Source organism: Zobellella sp. An-6 (assembly GCF_052487945.1).
The window spans coordinates 55,001-73,605 of sequence record NZ_CP199259.1; the positions used below are offsets into that span (position 1 = coordinate 55,001).

At 61.3% G+C, this 18,605-nt stretch carries 13 protein-coding genes, 1 tRNA gene and 3 rRNA genes (1 of these 17 cut by a window edge); 14 read left to right on the forward strand and 3 right to left on the reverse strand.

The features are described 5' to 3' along the window. The 7 genes from ACT7DK_RS00230 to ACT7DK_RS00260 form a co-directional block, all read left to right on the forward strand. Window positions 1-2,721, forward strand: a 23S ribosomal RNA gene (locus ACT7DK_RS00230) (it extends 170 nt beyond the left edge of the window). Window positions 2,722-2,801: 80 nt separating this feature from the next. Continuing rightward, window positions 2,802-2,916, forward strand: a 5S ribosomal RNA gene (gene rrf, locus ACT7DK_RS00235). Window positions 2,917-2,925: 9 nt separating this feature from the next. Further along, a tRNA-Thr gene (locus ACT7DK_RS00240) sits at window positions 2,926-3,001 on the forward strand. A gap of 16 nt (window positions 3,002-3,017) precedes the next feature. Beyond that, window positions 3,018-3,132, forward strand: a 5S ribosomal RNA gene (rrf, locus tag ACT7DK_RS00245). 305 nt (window positions 3,133-3,437) lie between these two features. After that, a complete protein-coding gene (ccoG, locus tag ACT7DK_RS00250; protein WP_445395169.1) occupies window positions 3,438-4,859 on the forward strand; it encodes a cytochrome c oxidase accessory protein CcoG in 1,422 nt (473 codons plus the stop codon). 48 nt (window positions 4,860-4,907) lie between these two features. Next, window positions 4,908-5,876, forward strand: a complete 969-nt coding sequence (locus ACT7DK_RS00255) for a serine/threonine protein kinase (RefSeq protein WP_445395171.1) — start codon at window positions 4,908-4,910, stop codon at window positions 5,874-5,876. 40 nt (window positions 5,877-5,916) lie between these two features. Next, window positions 5,917-6,519, forward strand: coding sequence for a thiol:disulfide interchange protein DsbA/DsbL (locus ACT7DK_RS00260; protein WP_445395173.1), 603 nt, complete (start codon window positions 5,917-5,919; stop codon window positions 6,517-6,519). Window positions 6,520-6,575: 56 nt separating this feature from the next. On the opposite strand, the gene ACT7DK_RS00265 is transcribed toward ACT7DK_RS00260, so the two are convergent. After that, on the reverse strand, window positions 6,576-6,866 hold the full coding sequence (locus ACT7DK_RS00265) for a hypothetical protein (RefSeq protein ID WP_445395175.1): 291 nt from the start codon (window positions 6,864-6,866) through the stop codon (window positions 6,576-6,578). A 66-nt stretch (window positions 6,867-6,932) separates the two neighbouring features. Continuing rightward, window positions 6,933-8,444 (reverse strand): YifB family Mg chelatase-like AAA ATPase, encoded by a 1,512-nt coding sequence (locus ACT7DK_RS00270; RefSeq protein WP_445395177.1) that lies wholly within the window; start codon window positions 8,442-8,444, stop codon window positions 6,933-6,935. A 381-nt stretch (window positions 8,445-8,825) separates the two neighbouring features. Here ACT7DK_RS00270 and ilvG point away from each other — a divergent pair, with 381 nt between their 5' ends. From ilvG to ACT7DK_RS00305, 7 genes are all read left to right on the forward strand, one after another. Next, window positions 8,826-10,475, forward strand: a complete 1,650-nt coding sequence (gene ilvG, locus ACT7DK_RS00275; RefSeq protein ID WP_445395179.1) for an acetolactate synthase 2 catalytic subunit — start codon at window positions 8,826-8,828, stop codon at window positions 10,473-10,475. Then, a complete protein-coding gene (gene ilvM, locus ACT7DK_RS00280; protein WP_445395181.1) occupies window positions 10,472-10,732 on the forward strand; it encodes an acetolactate synthase 2 small subunit in 261 nt (86 codons plus the stop codon). Before ilvG ends, ilvM begins: the two co-directional genes overlap by 4 nt. A gap of 11 nt (window positions 10,733-10,743) precedes the next feature. After that, window positions 10,744-11,667 carry a branched-chain amino acid transaminase gene (locus ACT7DK_RS00285; protein ID WP_445395183.1) on the forward strand — a complete coding sequence of 308 codons (924 nt, stop codon included), beginning with the start codon at window positions 10,744-10,746 and terminating at the stop codon, window positions 11,665-11,667. 64 nt (window positions 11,668-11,731) lie between these two features. Then, on the forward strand, window positions 11,732-13,582 hold the full coding sequence (gene ilvD, locus ACT7DK_RS00290) for a dihydroxy-acid dehydratase (RefSeq protein ID WP_445395185.1): 1,851 nt from the start codon (window positions 11,732-11,734) through the stop codon (window positions 13,580-13,582). Between the two features lie 5 nt (window positions 13,583-13,587). Continuing rightward, window positions 13,588-15,141, forward strand: a complete 1,554-nt coding sequence (gene ilvA, locus ACT7DK_RS00295; protein ID WP_445402239.1) for a threonine ammonia-lyase, biosynthetic — start codon at window positions 13,588-13,590, stop codon at window positions 15,139-15,141. A gap of 540 nt (window positions 15,142-15,681) precedes the next feature. Beyond that, window positions 15,682-16,521, forward strand: coding sequence for an urea transporter (locus ACT7DK_RS00300; RefSeq protein ID WP_445395187.1), 840 nt, complete (start codon window positions 15,682-15,684; stop codon window positions 16,519-16,521). Further along, the gene (locus ACT7DK_RS00305; protein ID WP_445395189.1) at window positions 16,518-17,384 is read left to right on the forward strand and encodes an NAD(P)-dependent oxidoreductase; all 867 of its coding nucleotides are present in this window, start codon (window positions 16,518-16,520) and stop codon (window positions 17,382-17,384) included. The genes ACT7DK_RS00300 and ACT7DK_RS00305 overlap by 4 nt, the downstream gene beginning before the upstream one ends. 51 nt (window positions 17,385-17,435) lie before the next feature. On the opposite strand, the gene ACT7DK_RS00310 is transcribed toward ACT7DK_RS00305, so the two are convergent. Next, window positions 17,436-18,605 carry a heme biosynthesis HemY N-terminal domain-containing protein gene (locus tag ACT7DK_RS00310; RefSeq protein ID WP_445395191.1) on the reverse strand — a complete coding sequence of 390 codons (1,170 nt, stop codon included), beginning with the start codon at window positions 18,603-18,605 and terminating at the stop codon, window positions 17,436-17,438.

Genomic DNA, 18,605 nt, shown 5'->3' on the forward strand with positions numbered 1-18,605 from the left:
TGCGAGGCGAACCGGGAGAACTGAAACATCTAAGTACCCCGAGGAAAAGAAATCAACCGAGATCCCCTTAGTAGCGGCGAGCGAACGGGGGCCAGCCCTTAAGCAGCATTGGCGGTAGTGGAACGGCCCTGGAAAGGCCGGCCATAGTGGGTGATAGCCCCGTACACCAAACCGCCCTTGTTGTGAAATCGAGTAGGACGGGACACGTGTTATCCTGTCTGAACATGGGGGGACCATCCTCCAAGGCTAAATACTCCTGACTGACCGATAGTGAACCAGTACCGTGAGGGAAAGGCGAAAAGAACCCCTGTGAGGGGAGTGAAATAGAACCTGAAACCGTGTACGTACAAGCAGTGGAAGCCGACTTGTTCGGTGACTGCGTACCTTTTGTATAATGGGTCAGCGACTTACTTTTAGTAGCAAGGTTAACCGTATAGGGGAGCCGTAGGGAAACCGAGTCTTAACTGGGCGATGAGTTGCTAGGAGTAGACCCGAAACCCGGTGATCTAGCCATGGGCAGGTTGAAGGTTGAGTAACATCAACTGGAGGACCGAACCCACTAACGTTGCAAAGTTAGGGGATGACCTGTGGCTGGGGGTGAAAGGCCAATCAAACCGGGAGATAGCTGGTTCTCCCCGAAAGCTATTTAGGTAGCGCCTCGGACTTATACTACTGGGGGTAGAGCACTGTTTGGGCTAGGGGGTCATCCCGACTTACCAACCCCATGCAAACTCCGAATACCAGTAAGTACTATCCGGGAGACACACGGCGGGTGCTAACGTCCGTCGTGAAGAGGGAAACAACCCAGACCGCCGGCTAAGGTCCCCAAGTTCTGGTTAAGTGGGAAACGAGGTGGGAAGGCTCAGACAGCCAGGATGTTGGCTTAGAAGCAGCCATCATTTAAAGAAAGCGTAATAGCTCACTGGTCGAGTCGGCCTGCGCGGAAGATGTAACGGGGCTAAACCAGGCACCGAAGCCGCGGATTCAGAATTTATTCTGAGTGGTAGGGGAGCGTTCTGTAAGTCTGCGAAGGTGTGTCGTGAGGCATGCTGGAGATATCAGAAGTGCGAATGCTGACATGAGTAACGATAAAGGGGGTGAAAAACCTCCTCGCCGGAAGACCAAGGGTTCCTGTCCAACGTTAATCGGGGCAGGGTGAGTCGGCCCCTAAGGCGAGGGCGAAAGCCGTAGTCGATGGGAAACGGGTTAATATTCCCGTACTGACACACATTGCGATGGGGGGACGGAGAAGGCTAGATGGGCCAGGCGTTGGTAGTCCTGGTGAAAGGGTGTAGGTGGTGCGTTTAGGCAAATCCGGACGCACAACACTGAGACCCGAGACGAAGTCACCACGGTGACGAAGTCATTGATGCCCGGCTTCCAGGAAAAGCCTCTAAGCTTCAGATGTGTGTGAACCGTACCCCAAACCGACACAGGTGGTCGGGTAGAGAATACCAAGGCGCTTGAGAGAACTCGGGTGAAGGAACTAGGCAAAATAGTACCGTAACTTCGGGAGAAGGTACGCTGGAGCGGGTGAAGTCCCTTGCGGATGGAGCCTGAGCCAGTCGCAGTGACCAGGTGGCTGGGACTGTTTATCAAAAACACAGCACTGTGCAAACTCGTAAGAGGACGTATACGGTGTGACACCTGCCCGGTGCCGGAAGGTTAATTGATGGGGTTAGCCGCAAGGTGAAGCTCTTGATCGAAGCCCCGGTAAACGGCGGCCGTAACTATAACGGTCCTAAGGTAGCGAAATTCCTTGTCGGGTAAGTTCCGACCTGCACGAATGGTGTAACCATGGCCACGCTGTCTCCACCCGAGACTCAGTGAAATTGAAATCGCCGTGAAGATGCGGTGTACCCGCGGCTAGACGGAAAGACCCCGTGAACCTTTACTATAGCTTGGCACTGAACATTGACCCTACATGTGTAGGATAGGTGGGAGGCTGTGAAGCGGTGACGCCAGTTGCCGTGGAGCCGACCTTGAAATACCACCCTTGTATGTTTGATGTTCTAACTTAGTCCCCTTATCGGGGATGAGGACAGTGCCTGGTGGGTAGTTTGACTGGGGCGGTCTCCTCCCAAAGCGTAACGGAGGAGCACGAAGGTTGGCTAAGTACGGTCGGACATCGTACGGTTAGTGCAATGGCATAAGCCAGCTTAACTGCGAGACGGACAGGTCGAGCAGGTGCGAAAGCAGGTCATAGTGATCCGGTGGTTCTGAATGGAAGGGCCATCGCTCAACGGATAAAAGGTACTCCGGGGATAACAGGCTGATACCGCCCAAGAGTTCATATCGACGGCGGTGTTTGGCACCTCGATGTCGGCTCATCACATCCTGGGGCTGAAGTCGGTCCCAAGGGTATGGCTGTTCGCCATTTAAAGTGGTACGCGAGCTGGGTTCAGAACGTCGTGAGACAGTTCGGTCCCTATCTGCCGTGGGCGTTGGATGATTGAGGGGGGTTGCTCCTAGTACGAGAGGACCGGAGTGAACGAACCGCTGGTGTTCGGGTTGTCATGCCAATGGCACTGCCCGGTAGCTAAGTTCGGAATCGATAACCGCTGAAAGCATCTAAGCGGGAAGCGAGCCCCGAGATGAGTCATCCCTAGAGCTTCGAGCTCTCTAAAGGGCCGTCCGAGACTAGGACGTAGATAGGCAGGGTGTGGAAGCGTAGCGATACGTGCAGCTAACCTGTACTAATGACCCGTGCGGCTTAACCATACAACACCCAAGAAGTGTGAGACCTTGCAGGTCGAGAACGAATTCATCAAAAGACAGCTTTTCCGGATTACCAGTTTATGCCTGGCGGCGATAGCGTTGTGGTCCCACCTGACCCCATGCCGAACTCAGAAGTGAAACGCACCCGCGCCGATGATAGTGTGGCAGCTGCCATGTGAAAGTAGGTCACTGCCAGGCACCCATTTCGCTGATATAGCTCAGATGGTAGAGCGCACCCTTGGTAAGGGTGAGGTCCCCAGTTCGATTCTGGGTATCAGCACCATGATTTTGAAGTTTTGTTTGACTGCGATAGCGTTGTGGTCCCACCTGACCCCATGCCGAACTCAGAAGTGAAACGCATCCGCGCCGATGATAGTGTGGCAGCTGCCATGTGAAAGTAGGTCACAGTCAAACACCTATCCCGAGCCCCGCCTTTGCAGCGGGGCTTTTTCATTTCTACCTGCGCACGTTTTTTCCTGTTGGCACGGACGCTTAACTGATCGCTGTCATGGTGTAAGGCTGGCGTAATGGCCTACCATGATTGCCCCGGTTCAGGGAAACCGATACCGACTCGGAAAAGAGTGATAAAGATCACCTTTTTATATTAGGTTTTGCTGCAAAATGCCGCATAACTCGTATTTTATCTGCAAGTTAACGGGAGGTTACATCCTGTGGGCAGGTAATGCGGTCGCAGTCAGTCAGAGCAATCATGTGAGCATATGAACGATAAAAACCAACAGATTGACATCAAGGATGTCACCGGGGCCGTGCGCTCCCATCGGCCGACGGACGAAGGCCATATCTATGTAAGGGCACAGAAGGGACAGTGGCAGCGGCTGCGCAAGCTGATGGGCTGGTTTTTCATGCTGTTGTTTATCGCCGGTCCCTGGTTGAACTGGGATGGCCGACAGGCAATCCTGCTGGATATTGAGCATCAGCGTTTCCATATTTTCGGTTCCACCATCTGGCCCCAGGATCTGACCCTGCTGGCCCTGCTGTTTATGGTGGCGGCATTCGGCCTGTTTTTTATCACGACTTTTCTGGGTCGGGTCTGGTGCGGTTATCTCTGCCCGCAGACGGTGTGGACTTTCCTCTTTATCTGGTTTGAGGAAAAGCTGGAAGGCAGTGCCAACAAGCGCCGGCAGTTGGACAAATCGGCCTGGGGCTTCAACAAGCTATGGCGTAAAACCGCCAAGCACCTCGCCTGGCTGACGGTTTCCCTGTTTACCGGCTTTACCTTTGTCGCCTACTTCGTACCGGCGGCGGAGCTGGGCATGGGCTTACTGACCTTTTCGGCCAGTTTTTGGGCGGCCTTCTGGGTGCTGTTCTTCGCCTTCTGCACCTACGGCAACGCCGGCTGGATGCGGACCATAATGTGCACCCATATGTGTCCCTATTCCCGGTTCCAGTCGGCCATGTTCGACAAGGATACCTATACCGTCAGCTATGATAGCGAACGGGGCGAGAAGCGGGGGCCACGTGCTCGCAAGGCGGATCCCAAGCAGTTGGGATTGGGCGACTGTATCGACTGCGACATGTGTGTGCAGGTGTGTCCCGCCGGTATCGATATACGCGATGGCCTGCAGTACGAATGTATCAACTGTGGTGCCTGCGTGGACGCCTGCGATCAGACCATGGAGCGGATGGGTTATGCCAAGGGCCTGATCAGCTACACCACCGAACACAAGCTGCGCCACAAGGAGACCCATGTAGCACGGCCCAAGTTGATCGGCTATGGTGTGGTCATGGCGGTGATGCTGGCCGCCTTCGTGTACATGGCATCCAGTATCATGCCGATGGGCATAGAAGTGATCCGGGATCGGAACCAGCTGTACCGCGAGACTACCGAAGGCTTGGTGGAAAATACCTATACTCTGAAAATCATCAACAAGACCCTGGAGCAGGAAACCTATCAGCTGAGGGTTGAAGGCATGGATGATCTGGAGTGGATAGGCCCGAGCGAAGTGACGGTGCAGGCGGGTGAAGTGCTGAGCCTGCCTATCAGCCTGTCGGTGGATCCCTACCTGTTGTCGTCCCCGGTCGGCGATATCACCTTCGTGATGAGCCGCAAGGGGAGCAATCCCGATGATCGCAAGGCCAGCCTGCAGACTGAGAGCAAGTTCTTCAGCTCCGCCCGCTGACCCTTATGGCCGCCGTTACCTGACGGCGGCTTTTTTCCTTGGAGTGATATGAACTACTACCAGCTTACCCCCGATGTGATCACCGATGCCCTCGCCAGCGTTGGCATTTATGTCGATTCGGGACTGATGGCGCTGAACAGCTACGAAAACCGCGTTTACCGCTTCAAGAATGATGAGCAGGGCGTCCTGGTGGCCAAGTTCTACCGTCCGCAGCGTTGGAGCCGATCGCAAATCCTGGAGGAGCACGACTTCCTGCAGGCTCTGGCCACCGCCGGGGTGAGGGTAGCGGTACCGCTGTGCCACGAGCAGGGCTCCCTGTTCGAATATCAGGGGATAGAGTTTGCGGTATGGCCGGCGGTTGCGGGACGCCAGTTCGAAGCGGACAGCCTGGAGCAGCTCGAGGCACTGGGCGAACAACTGGCTCTGTTGCACCAGGTCGGCGAGCGCTTTGCCCTCCAGTCCAGGCCGACGCTGTCGACCGACGACTATTTGCGGCGGGCATACAGGGTGCTGGAGGGTGAGGCCGAGCTGCCCGCCCGCTTGCGGTCAGATTTCCTGGTCTTGTTGCGGCGGGTCGTTGAGCGTGCCGCCGAATTGTACCGGCCGCGCAAGCAGCTGACCCTGCATGGTGACTGTCATGGCGGCAACCTGCTCTGGCGCGACGGGCCCTGGCTGGTCGATTTCGATGACTGCCGCCGGGGGCCGGCGGTGCAGGACCTGTGGATGATGCTCAGCGGCAGCCGGCAGGAGCAACTGGTGCAGCTGGACACCCTGCTGGCCGGCTATGAAACGGTGCGCGAGTTCGATGCGGCGGAGCTGGCCCTGATTGAACCGCTCCGTGCCATGCGCATGGTGAACTACATGGCCTGGTTGGCGGCCCGTTGGTCCGATCCGGCCTTTCCGGCCAACTTTCCCTGGTTTAATACCGAAGGCTACTGGCAGCAGCAGCTCGGCACCCTGGAAGAGCAGTTGTTGCGCCTGGAGGAGCCGCCATTATCCTTGACGTCCTGGAGCTGATTACTTACCTTGAAACGGCCTTTACTGAATGGGATTGTGTATGAAAAAGTTAGTTTTTGCCTTGCTGACTCTGTTGCTGGCTCCCCTGGCCTCTGCCGCGCCGGAATTCAAGGAAGGGGTCGAGTATACGGTGGTGAAGGAAACGGCCAGTAGCAAGCCGGAAGTGACCGAGTTCTTCTCCTACGTTTGTCCCCATTGTTACAGTTTTGAACCGCTGATGAACAAGCTGGCGGAGCGGGTCCCCGAGGCCGACCTGAAGAAAGTACCGGTATCCTTCCTGGGGCGGGAAATGGGGCCGGTGCTGCAGCGGGCCTATGGCGCCGCCGTGCTGCTGGAGGTTGAGGACAAGCTGACCCCGGCGCTCTTCGATCAGATCCACCGCCAGAAGAACATGCCCGCTGACATGGACGACATCAAGGCGATTTTTGTCGCACAGGGCGTCGAAGAAAAAGCCTTCGACGGGGTGATCAACAGCTTTGCCTTGAATGGCATGGTGGCCCAGTACGACAAGGCGGTCGAAAACTTCAACGTACGTGGGACTCCGACCATAGTGGTCAAGGGAAAATATCAGCTGAACATGGGCGAAATCGGTTCGGAAGACCGGTTCTACCGCGTCGTGGAATACCTGTTGTCGGCTGATTGAACCGGATCCCGAGTATCCATTGCTACAAAAAGGCTGCCGAATGGGCAGCCTTTTTGTCAGGGCGTTTTGTGCTTGGCCGGGGGGAGGGTATGGATCCGGGACGCGCCATCCTGATGTTGCCAGTGTTCGCTGGGGAGGTGGAACAGATAGAACTTCTCCCTGTGGGTATCGGTGACAAAGCCCATTCCCTTCAGGGCCAGCTCGTAATGAATGTCCGTGATAAATTCGTGGGTGAAGCGCTGCCGTCCCGATAGTGTGGCCACGTCCTCCTTGGTCAGGTAAACACCCTGTTTCCTGTCCTTGAATTGCCCGTACAGCCAGCCGGCAAACTCCTTGGCACTCTTCATATTGCTTTTCCTGTTATGACACCGCCCTCGTTAATCTATCTCAGTTCCTTATCCAAGGGAATCGACTCACTGTTGCAGCCGGTGCAGCAGCTTGTCCATGGCCCTGTAGCCCAGTGCTTCCACCAGATGATGGCGGGCGATGTTCGGCTCGTCCGCTAAGTCGGCGATGGTCCTGGCCACCCGGATCAGCTTATGCCAGGCTCGGATCGACAGTTTCATCCGATGCAGGGCCTGCTCCAGGAAGATGGCATCCTCCCGGACCAGGGGGCAAAACCGCTCCAACTCGGCGGTACCGAGTCGGGCATTGCTCTTGCCGGCCCGGGCCAGCTGTCGGGCCCGGGCCGCCAGCACGCGATCGCGCACCTGTGCCGAGCTTTCCGCTGGGGGACGCGGGCGGCTGAGCTCGCCGGGTGGCAGCAGCGGTATCTCTACCGACAGATCGAAACGGTCGAGAAAGGGGCCGGAGACCTTGCTCAGGTAGCGGAGTATCTGCTCGGAAGAGCTGCGGCTGCGGCCATCTTCGTAGTGACCGCAGGGGCTGGGATTCATGGCCCCGATCAGTTGGAAGCGGGCGGGAAAGGTGACCCTGTGGGCGGCGCGGGAAATGCTGACGTTGCCGGTTTCCAGCGGCTCGCGCAGGGCGTCCAGCACCCGCCGTTCGAACTCGGTCATCTCGTCGAGGAAGAGCACGCCGTGGTGGGCCAGGGAGATTTCGCCCGGTTTGGGGTAGCTGCCGCCACCGACCAGGGCGACCGCCGAGGCGGAATGATGCGGCTGGCGGAAGGCGCGCTGGCGCCACGCCTTGGGATCCAGGCCGATACCACTGATCGAGCGCACGGCGGCCGCTTCAAGCGCTTCTTCCTCCGACATCGGCGGCAGCAAGCCGGGCAAGCGCCCGGCCAGCATGCTTTTTCCCGTCCCCGGTGGGCCGAGCAACAACAGGTTGTGTTCACCGGCGGCGGCAATTTCCAGGGCGCGCTTGCCGCTTTCCTGGCCGATGACGTCGCTGAGATCGGCGGATGCCGTTTCCATCGTGGCTGGGACCGGCGCGGGAGCGGCGAGTTCGCCCTGCTGCCGCAGCCAGGCGGTAATGGCCAACAAGTGCGGAGCCAGCCGTGCGGGACAGGGGATGATGACACCGGCTTCGCCGGCATTGTCGTCGGGGAGTATCAGTTGGCGCTGACTGTCGCGGGCGGCGAGCACCGCCGGCAGGGTGCCCCGGACCGCCCGCAACTCGCCGGTGAGGGCCAGCTCTCCCAGAAACTCCAGCTGAGTGAGCTGGCCGGCCGGTATCTGCTCCGATGCGGCGAGAATGGCGATGGCGATAGGCAGATCGAAACGGCCCCCTTCCTTGGGCAGATCGGCGGGGGCCAGGTTGACGGTGATGCGCTTGGCGGGAAACTCGAAACCCGAATTGAGCAGGGCACTGCGCACCCTGTCCCGGGCTTCCTTGACGGTGGTTTCCGGCAGGCCGACGATGTTGAAGGCCGGCAGACCGTTGGCCAGGTGGGCTTCGACGGTGACCAGCGGCGCGGTAACGCCCAGGCTGGCGCGGGCAAAAACGACGGCGAGTGACATCCCGGTCTCCATGGTTTTTTATTTTGAACGGTGGTTTTATTTTGGTTTTTTATTCTTGTTTTTATGGGGCGAAACTGGGGTCCCATTTGATTTTGTAAACAATAAAGTCTTGTCTAGTGTAGGGCATTATGCTAGTTCTATAGGCCTGTCGGGTCGGGATGTTCCGGTCCGCCTCTTATTTTTATGGTCGGTATATGAATCTGTTCGTGCGTTTCGTCAGCATTGTCGTGGTCCTAGTGGTGATTATTAAATCACCGCTCGGGGCACTGTGGTCTGACGAAACGTAGAACAACCGGCAGACAACAACGCAAAACCCCCGAGCGACCCGCTCGGGGGTTTTTTTTTAACCGGCTTTGGCAGCAATACAGGGACAGCAACAAGATGAACGGCGCACAGTACATTGTTCAGGCATTGAAACAACAGGGGGTAACCCAGATCTTCGGCTATCCCGGCGGCGCCATCATGCCGCTCTATGATGCCCTCTACGACGGTGGCGTCGAGCACCTGCTGTGCCGCCACGAGCAGGCGGCCGCCCTGGCGGCGGTGGGCTATGCCAGAGCCAGTGGTCAGGTGGGGGTGTGCATGGCCACCTCGGGCCCCGGAGCCACCAACCTGATCACCGGTCTGGCCGATGCCATGCTCGATTCCATTCCCGTGGTAGCCATCACCGGCCAGGTGCCCATGGCGGCGATTGGCACCGATGCCTTCCAGGAGGTGGACGTGCTGGGGATGTCCCTGTCCTGCACCAAGCATTCCTATTTGGTGGAGAACGTCGATGATCTTGGCGATATCATCGCCGAAGCCTTCGAGGTTGCCCGCTCCGGCCGCCCCGGCCCCGTGCTGATCGACGTGCCCAAGAATATCCAGGTGTCCCTGGTGGAGCCCAAGCCGGCATCTCCCTTCGTGGCCGAGCCCAATCCCTTGGATCAGGAGGCGCTGGCGCAGGCCAGGGCGCTGCTGGCGGCAGCCGAGAAGCCGGTACTCTACGTGGGGGGCGGTGTCGGCATGGCCGGCGCCGAGGCGGAGTTGCGCGCCTTTGCCCGCGCTTGCCGGCTGCCGACGGTGACCACGCTGAAGGGCATCGGCACCCTGGATCCGGACGATGAGCTGTTTTTGGGCATGTTGGGAATGCACGGTACAAAAGCCGCCAACCTGGCGGTCCAGCAGAGTGATCTGCTGATCGTGGTCGGCGCCCGTTTCGACGACAGGGTCACCGGCAAGCTGGATGCCTTCGCGGTCCATGCCAAGGTGATCCACCTGGACAAGGACGCTGCCGAATTCGGCAAGGTGCGCCATGCCCACGTGGGCATGGATGCCGAGTTGCGGGAAGTGCTGCCCCTGCTGGGCCGGGGCGAGTTGGATATCGATGGCTGGCGTGAGCAGTGCCGGCGGCTCAAGGCCGCCCACGGCTGGCGCTACGATCATCCGGGCGAGGCCATCTACGCCCCGCTGATGCTCAAGCAACTGAGCGAGGCTTTGGACGACAATGCCATGGTCAGCTGCGACGTGGGCCAGCACCAGATGTGGGTGGCCCAGCACATGCGCTTTACCAGCCCGCGCAACCACCTGAGCAGCGCCGGCCTGGGCACCATGGGCTTCGGCCTGCCCGCCGCCATTGGCGCCAAGCTGGCCCGTCCGGAGCACACCTCGGTACTGGTGTCCGGCGACGGTTCCTTCATGATGAATGTGCAGGAGCTGGGCACCCTCAAGCGGGCCCAGTTGCCGGTGAAGATGGTGCTGCTCGACAACCAGCGCCTCGGCATGGTGCGCCAGTGGCAGGAGCTGTTCTTCGACGGCCGCTACAGCGAAACCATCCTCACCGACAACCCGGATTTCGTGGCCATGGCCGCCGCCTTCAATATCCCCGGTGAAACCATTACCCGCAAGGAAGAGGTTGAGCCCGCCATCCAGCGCATGCTGGCCTCCGACACCGCCTACTTGCTGCATGTCCGTATTTCAGAGGAAGAAAACGTCTGGCCCCTGGTGCCGCCGGGCGTCGCCAACGACCAGATGATGGAGAAACAAGCATGAACCAGCACAATTTGCACATCGAAACCCAGTTCCGCCCGGAAGTGCTCGAACGGGTACTCCGTATCACTCGCCACCGTGGTTTTCGGGTGGACGACATGGAAATGTCCACCTCGGCCGATTGTCAAAGCGTTAATATTAGAGTTACTGTCAGTAGCGAGAGGCCTATCCAGCTTTTGAGCCGCCAGCTTGAAAAACTGATGGACGTGACCCGTGTCGAGGCGCGGTCAATGGAACAACGACTCAGAAAAACGGCTTGAGGAAAACAATAATGTCGACCGCCAACTACATCTGGTTCAATGGAGATATGGTGCCCTGGGACAAGGCCCAGGTACATGTGATGACCCATGCCCTGCATTACGGCTCTTCGGTGTTCGAGGGGATCCGGGCCTACAACACCCCCCAGGGACCGGTGATCTTCCGCCTGGAAGAGCACGTGCAGCGGCTGTTCGACTCCGCCAAGATCTACCGGATGAACATTCCCTACACCAAGGTCGAACTGATGGATGCCTGCCGCGAGGCGGTGGCCAAGAACGGGCTGGACAGCGCCTACCTGCGGCCGCTGGTGTTTATCGGCAACGTCGGCATGGGCCTGAATGCGCCCAAGGACGTGCCCTGCGAAGTGATCATCGCCGCCATTCCCTGGGGCGCCTATCTGGGCGAGGAAGGGCTGGAAAAGGGGGTGGACGTCTGTGTGACTTCCTGGAACCGGCTGGCGCCCAATACCATGCCCACCGGCGCCAAGGCGGGCGGCAACTATTTGTCTTCCCAGCTGATTTCCGGTGAGGCCAAGCGCCATGGCTACGCCGAGGGCATCTCCCTGGACGTGCACGGCCACCTGAGCGAAGGCGCCGGTGAGAACCTGTTCCTGATCAAGAAGGGCGTACTCTATACCCCGCCGGTTACCGCCTGTATCCTGCCCGGCATCACCCGCGACACCCTGATGGCCCTGGCCCGCGAGGCCGGCTATGAGGTGCGCGAGGAAGCCATTTCCCGTGAAGCCCTGTATCTGGCCGACGAGATGTTCATGACCGGCACCGCCGCCGAGGTGACCCCGGTACGCAGCGTGGACGGCATCAGCCTGGGCGAGGGCAAGCGTGGCCCCATCACCGCCGAACTGCAAAAGGCCTTTTTCGGTCTGTTCGACGGCAGCACCCGGGACAAGTGGGGCTGGCTCACCCCGGTAAAAGATTAATCGCATACGGAAAAGGGGCGCGTCGGGCGCCCCTGATGTTCCCACCTTATTTCAGGAGAAAGCAATGCCAAGGTATCGTTCCGCCACCACCACCCACGGCCGCAACATGGCCGGCGCCCGCGCCCTGTGGCGCGCCACCGGCATGACCGAAGAAGATTTCGGCAAGCCGATCATCGCCGTGGTCAACTCCTTCACCCAGTTCGTGCCCGGCCATGTGCACCTCAAGGATTTGGGGCAACTGGTCGCCCGGGAAATCGAGGCCGCCGGTGGGGTGGCCAAGGAGTTCAACACCATAGCGGTGGACGACGGCATCGCCATGGGCCACGGCGGCATGCTCTACAGCCTGCCCAGCCGGGAGCTGATCGCCGATTCGGTGGAGTACATGGTCAACGCCCACTGCGCCGATGCCATGGTGTGTATCTCCAACTGTGACAAGATCACCCCCGGCATGCTGATGGCCGCGCTGCGCATCAACATCCCGGTGATCTTCGTGTCCGGCGGCCCGATGGAAGCGGGCAAGACCAAGCTGTCCGACCAGATCATCAAGCTGGATCTGGTGGACGCCATGATCCAGGGCGCCGATCCCACCGTGTCCGATGAACAAAGCGAGCAGATCGAGCGCAGTGCCTGCCCCACCTGCGGCTCCTGCTCCGGCATGTTCACCGCCAACTCCATGAACTGCCTGACCGAGGCCCTGGGCTTGTCCCAGCCCGGCAACGGCTCCCTGCTGGCCACCCACGCCGATAGGGAGCAGCTGTTCAAGACCGCCGGCCACCGTATCGTCGAGTTGACCAAGCGTTACTACGAGCAGGAGGACGCCTCCGCCCTGCCACGCAATATCGCCACCAAGGCGGCCTTCGAGAACGCCATGGTGCTGGACATCGCCATGGGCGGCTCCACCAATACGGTACTGCACCTGCTGGCCGCCGCCCAGGAGGCGGACGTGGACTTCACCATGGCCGACATCGACCGGCTGTCCCGCCAGGTGCCCCAGCTGTGCAAGGTGGCGCCGTCCACCCAGAAATATCACATGGAAGACGTGCACCGGGCCGGTGGCGTCATGGGCATACTGGCCGAGCTGGCCCGGGCCGGCCTGCTCAAGACCGAAGTCAACACCGTGCTGGGCATGACCCTGGCCGATCAGCTGGCCCGCTACGACATCATGGTGACTCCCGATGAGGCGGTGAAGACCATGTACCGGGCCGGTCCGGCCGGCATCCGTACCACCAGGGCCTTCAGTCAGGACTGCCGCTGGCCGACCCTGGACGACGACCGCGCCGAGGGCTGCATCCGCAGCATCGATCACGCCTACAGTCAGGAAGGCGGCCTGGCGGTTTTGGCTGGTAACCTGGCCCTGGACGGCTGTATCGTCAAGACCGCCGGCGTGGCCGACGACAACCTGACCTTCCGCGGCCCGGCCCGGGTCTTTGAGAGCCAGGACACCGCCGTGGCCGGCATCCTCGGCGGCGAGGTCAAGGCCGGCGAGGTGGTGGTAATCCGCTACGAAGGCCCCAAGGGTGGTCCCGGCATGCAGGAAATGCTCTACCCCACCACCTATCTCAAGTCCATGGGCCTGGGCACCAAGTGCGCCCTGATCACCGATGGCCGCTTCTCCGGTGGTACCTCCGGCCTGTCTATCGGCCACGTGTCGCCCGAGGCCGCCAACGGCGGCACTATCGGCCTGGTGCAGGACGGTGACATCATCGACATCGACATCCCGGGGCGCAGCATAGTGCTGGATGTGCCCGAGGATGAGCTGGCCGCCCGCCGTGCCGCCATGGACGCCAAGGGCGAACAGGGCTGGCGCCCGGTCGACCGCGAGCGGGAAGTATCCTTCGCCCTGCGCGCCTACGCCTCCCTGGCCACCAGCGCCGACAAGGGTGCGGTGCGCGATCGCAGCAAGCTGGGAGGTTGATGTCCATGGCACAGCCGGCATTGAAAGAGGCCGCCGCACCCCGTTCGGCGGCCGAATACCTGCGCAGGATACTGCTGTCGCCGGTGTACGAGGCGGCGCGGGTGACGCCGCTGTCGCCGCTCAAGAAGATTTCCGAGCGGCTGGGGCACCCTGTCTCGCTCAAGCGGGAAGACATGCAGCCGGTGCATTCTTTCAAGCTGCGGGGTGCCTACAACAAGATTGCCCAGCTCAGCCCCGAGCAGCAGCAGAAGGGGGTGATCGCCGCCTCGGCCGGCAACCATGCCCAGGGGGTGGCCCTGTCCGCCGCCAAGCTGGGCATCGACGCCACCATAGTGATGCCGGTGGTGACCCCCGACATCAAGGTGGAGTCGGTGCGCCGCTTCGGCGGCCAGGTGGTGCTGCATGGCAACAACTTCGACGAAGCCTATGCCCACTGCCTGGAGCTGGCCCAGGCCCGGGGCCTGACCCTGATCCCACCCTTCGATGACGAGGACGTGATCGCCGGTCAGGGCACCATCGGCCGCGAACTGCTGGAGCAGGACACCCGCCTGACCCATGTGTTCGTACCGGTGGGCGGCGGCGGCCTGGCCGCCGGGGTGGCGGTGTACATCAAGCAGCTGCTGCCCCAGGTCAAGGTGATCGGGGTCGAGGCCGAGGGCTCCGCCTGCCTCAAGGCGGCGCTCAAGGCCGGGGAGATCGTGAGCCTCGATCGGGTCAGCATGTTCGCCGACGGGGTGGCGGTGAAGCGCATGGGCACCGAGACCTTCCGCCTGTGCCGGGAATACCTGGACGGGGTGGTGACCGTCAGCTCCGACGAGATCTGCGCCGCCCTCAAGGATATCTTCGAGGACACCCGCGCCATCGCCGAGCCGTCGGGGGCGCTGTCGCTGGCCGGGCTGAAGAAGTACAGCCAGGCCGGGGACTATGCCCACGCCCGGATGGCGGCCATCCTCAGCGGGGCCAACGTCAACTTCCACTCCCTGCGCTACGTCTCCGAGCGCTGCGAGCTGGGCGAGAAGCGGGAAGGGGTGCTGGCGGTGACCATTCCGGAGCGCAAGGGCGCCTTTCTGGAGTTTTGCGAGGTGCTGGGCAACCGCATGGTGACCGAGTTCAACTATCGCTATTCGTCGGAAGACAAGGCGGCGCTGCTGGTGTCGGTGCGGCTGTCCGACGGCGATCGGGAGCTGGCGCAGATCATGGCGGAGCTGGAGCAGGCCGGGTACCCGGTAGCCAACATGACCGACAACGATCTGGCCAAGTCCCATGTGCGCTATATGGTCGGCGGCCGTCCACCCAAGCCGTTGCAGGAGCGGTTGTACAGCTTCAAGTTCCCGGAGCAGCCCGGCGCGCTGATGCGCTTTTTGCGCACCCTGGGCACCCACTGGAACATCAGCCTGTTCCACTACCGCAACCACGGCGCCGAATACGGCCGGGTGCTCTGTGCCTTCGAGCTGCCCGACGCGGATCTGGCTTCGTTCGAGAGCCACCTGGCCGAGCTGGGCTACACCTGGTACGACGTCACCCAGGATCCCGCCTACCGGTTTTTCCTGGCGCATTAAACCGAGGGCTCCCGATGGGGGCCCTCTGCTTGATGACTAGAGCACCGGTCAGTTTAAAAATTAACCGGTTGGCTATTTGTTGTCTGTTGCAACGTAGAAAAGAGTCAACAGGGCCACCTCCGCCGACACGCCGCAAGTACGTCCATGTAGGCTCGCACCTGCCATCCCTGGCAGGTGACGGTCGGCGGTGGCCATCCCTGTTGCCTCTTTCCAGCCCCGGCGGAGCCCCCATGGATGGATTTACGGCATGCCGGAGGAGTAGCACCCTTTGGCCGAGGGCCTCTGTCTCGCCAGAATCAACAGTGCCTTCTGGCGTATCATAAGCCGCCTAAGTTTTAAACTATATGGTGCTCTAGCGTCGTCTGATTGTGGTGTCAGCAGGCGCCACCGGGACGATTGGGAGGGCTGTCAACAAACCGGGATTCCTGTCGAGAGTCAACTTAACTCATCCGCAACATTGTTCACAGTAATGTATTGATCAATGTCGGTCCTCCTGCTCTAATTCTCGCCGTTCCCTTTTCCTGTGCAGGAGTGTCCTCGATGGCGCTGTTGTCCGCGATGCTGGCCGGTATCAGCCAGATCTATTTTGTGAATCACCTCCTGGCCGGCCTGCTGATGCTGCTGGCGGTGGCCTGGGTCTCGCCCTGGATGGCGCTGCTGATGCTGCTGGCGGTGGCCGCGGCTACCCTATTGGCCCGCTGGCGGCGCTGGGAGCCGGCGGCCTGGCGGGACGGCCTGTTCGGCTTCAACGCCGCCCTGGTGGGGTTGGCCATCGGCCTGTTCGCGCCGCCCAGCCCCTGGTTACTGGCGCTGGCGATCCTGGGGGGTGCCCTGAGCGCCGCCATCTACGCCGGCCTGCGCCGGCTGGCCGGCATTCCCTGGTATACACTACCCTTCAATTTGCTGGTGCTGCCCTGGCTCTATCTCAAGGGAACCCGGCTGATCGAGGTGCCCGAGGGCCACCAGTTTGCGTTGTCGGCGGTGGGGCAGGTGGTGTTTCTGCCCGACAGCCTGTCGGCCCTGCTGATCTGTGCCGGCCTCTCGCTGGCGGGGGCCGGGCTGTTGTGCTGGGCGGTGATCGGCGGGGTGCTGGCCAGCCTGGTCGCCTGGGGGGTGGGCGTCAACAGCGATGTCATCACCTTCGGCCTGGCCGGCTACAACGGGGTGCTGGTCGCCATCGGCCTGTATTGGCACCGACTGGCGCCGGGCTGGATCCTGGCCGGCATTGTCGCCGCCGGGCTGATGAGTGGCCTGATGCTGCAATTGGGCCTGCCGATGCTGACCATGCCCTTCGTGCTGAGCTGCTGGCTATGTCTGGCATTGCGCCAAGGGATCTGCTATCAGGAAAATAAACGCATTCGCGATAGGGAGAAGGCATGAAACTGGGATTTATCGGGATCGGGCTGATGGGCCAGCCCATGACGCAACGGCTGCTGCAGGCGGGCTTCGAGGTGCGGGTATGGAACCGCAGCCCGGACAAGCTGGCGGCGGTGAAGGCGGCCGGCGCCATCGAAGCGGCCAGCATCGCCGAGCTGGTGGAGCAGGTGGATCTGGTGCTCTTGTGCCTGGCCAACACCGCGGTGGTGGAAGAGGTGGTGTTCGGTGCCGGCGGCGTGGCCGGCCATGGCCGTGCCGGTCAGCTGCTGGTGGACTTTTCCAGTTCGGATCCGGAGGCGACCAAGGCCTTCGCCACCCGGCTGCAGGCCGCTTGTGGCATGGGCTGGGTGGACTCGCCGGTATCCGGCGGCGTGGCCGGGGCCGAGGCCGGCACCCTGGCCATCATGTGTGGTGGTGAGGCGGCGGACATCGAGCGCATTCGGCCCGTGCTCGCCCCTCTGTCCCAGCGGGTTACCCACATGGGACCGGTCGGCGCCGGCCAGGTCACCAAGGTGTGCAATCAGATGATAGTGGGCTGCAACCTGATGGTGCTGGCGGAGATGATGGCGCTGGCCAAGGCTTGCGGGGTGGCGGCGGACAGGATCCCCGAGGCCCTGGCCGGCGGCTTCGCCGACTCCAAACCCATGCAGCTCACCGGCCCGCTGATGGCGGCGGAGTCGGATCCGGATCCCAAGTGGCATGTGCGTACCCTGCTCAAGGATCTGGACATGGCGGTGGCCCAGAGCCAGCGTGCCGGCAGTGCTACCCCCATGTCCGGGCTGGCCGCCCAGCTGATGCGCCAGCACGGCGGGCAGGGCTACCTGGAGCGGGATCCCGCCACCCTGATCAGGCTATACAAGCCGTAATTAAAAAGGGAGCCGCTGTGGCTCCCTTTCTGGTTCAGGCCGGCGGCCGGATCACAGCGCCAGGCTATGGCGGTAGTAGTCGTTGGCCTTGGTCAGATCCTTGCGTTTTTCCGCCAGGCCGGCCAGCAGCACATAGTCGCGGGCGCTGGGCTTGAGCGCCACCGCCTGTTGCAGGTGCTCTTCGGCCTGCTCGGGTTTGCCGTCCTTCAGGTACAGCTGGCCCAGGGCGGAGTGCAGCTCGGGCAGGCTTTCCTTCTTCGCCTTCTTCTCCAGGGTGCTGAGCAGCGGATGGTAGTCGCCCAGCTGCAGCCGGGTCAGGCAGGCCAGCAATTGGGGATCCGTCTGTTTGTCGAGCCCCTCCAGCAGCAGTTGCTGGGCTTCCTTATGGGCCTTGAGTCCGATCAGGCGGTCGCACAGGGGCGCCAGTATGGCGGCCCGGTATTTTTCCTTGCGCGGCAGTGCCTGCCACAGCGTGATCAGGCCCTCGCTGCCATCGTTGCTGGCGGTGCTGTCGAACCAGCCGGCGTAGGCCTGCTGCCGTAGCGCCTGTTTTTCGTCGGCGTCGAGCAAACCTTTGCCGGCCAGCGCATCCAGGGTGGCCAGCAGTGGCTGCCACTCGCCGGTGGCTTGATAGACATCCTTTTGCAGTTTGAGGATGGCCGGTTGGGCGCCGTATTCCTGCTCCAGCTGCCGGACCCCGGCCAGGGCTTGTTCGTACTGGCCCTGCTGGTACTGCAGCCGGGCCTGGGTGATGCCCACCGCCAGGCCGGCGCCCGGGCTCTGCTCCTGGGCCTGGCGCAGGTAGTCGTCGCGCTTCTCTTCAAGACCCTGGGCCTGGGCGGCGGTGGCGGCGTTCAGGTAGTTGAGCAGCGCCAGGTCGTTGCCCTTGGTGCCCTTGACCAGCATCTTCTCGGCGGTGGCGTAGTCTTCCGCCACCAGCGCCTGCATGCCGCTCTGGGTGTAGCTCAGCGCCTTGCGCCGGCGACGGCCCATGAACCAGCCGCGAGTGCGGTGGCTCAGGCCGAAGAGGCGGCCGAGCAGCCATTCGATGAACAGCAGCAGCAGGTAGAACAGCACCGCCGCCACCAGGAAGACGGTGACCGTGGTTTCGATGGTGTAATTGCCGGCGGCCACCAGCACATAACCCTGGCGGCCGGTGAGCTCCGGCCCTATCACCAGGCCGGCCACCAGTATGGCGACGATAATCGCAAGACGTATCAT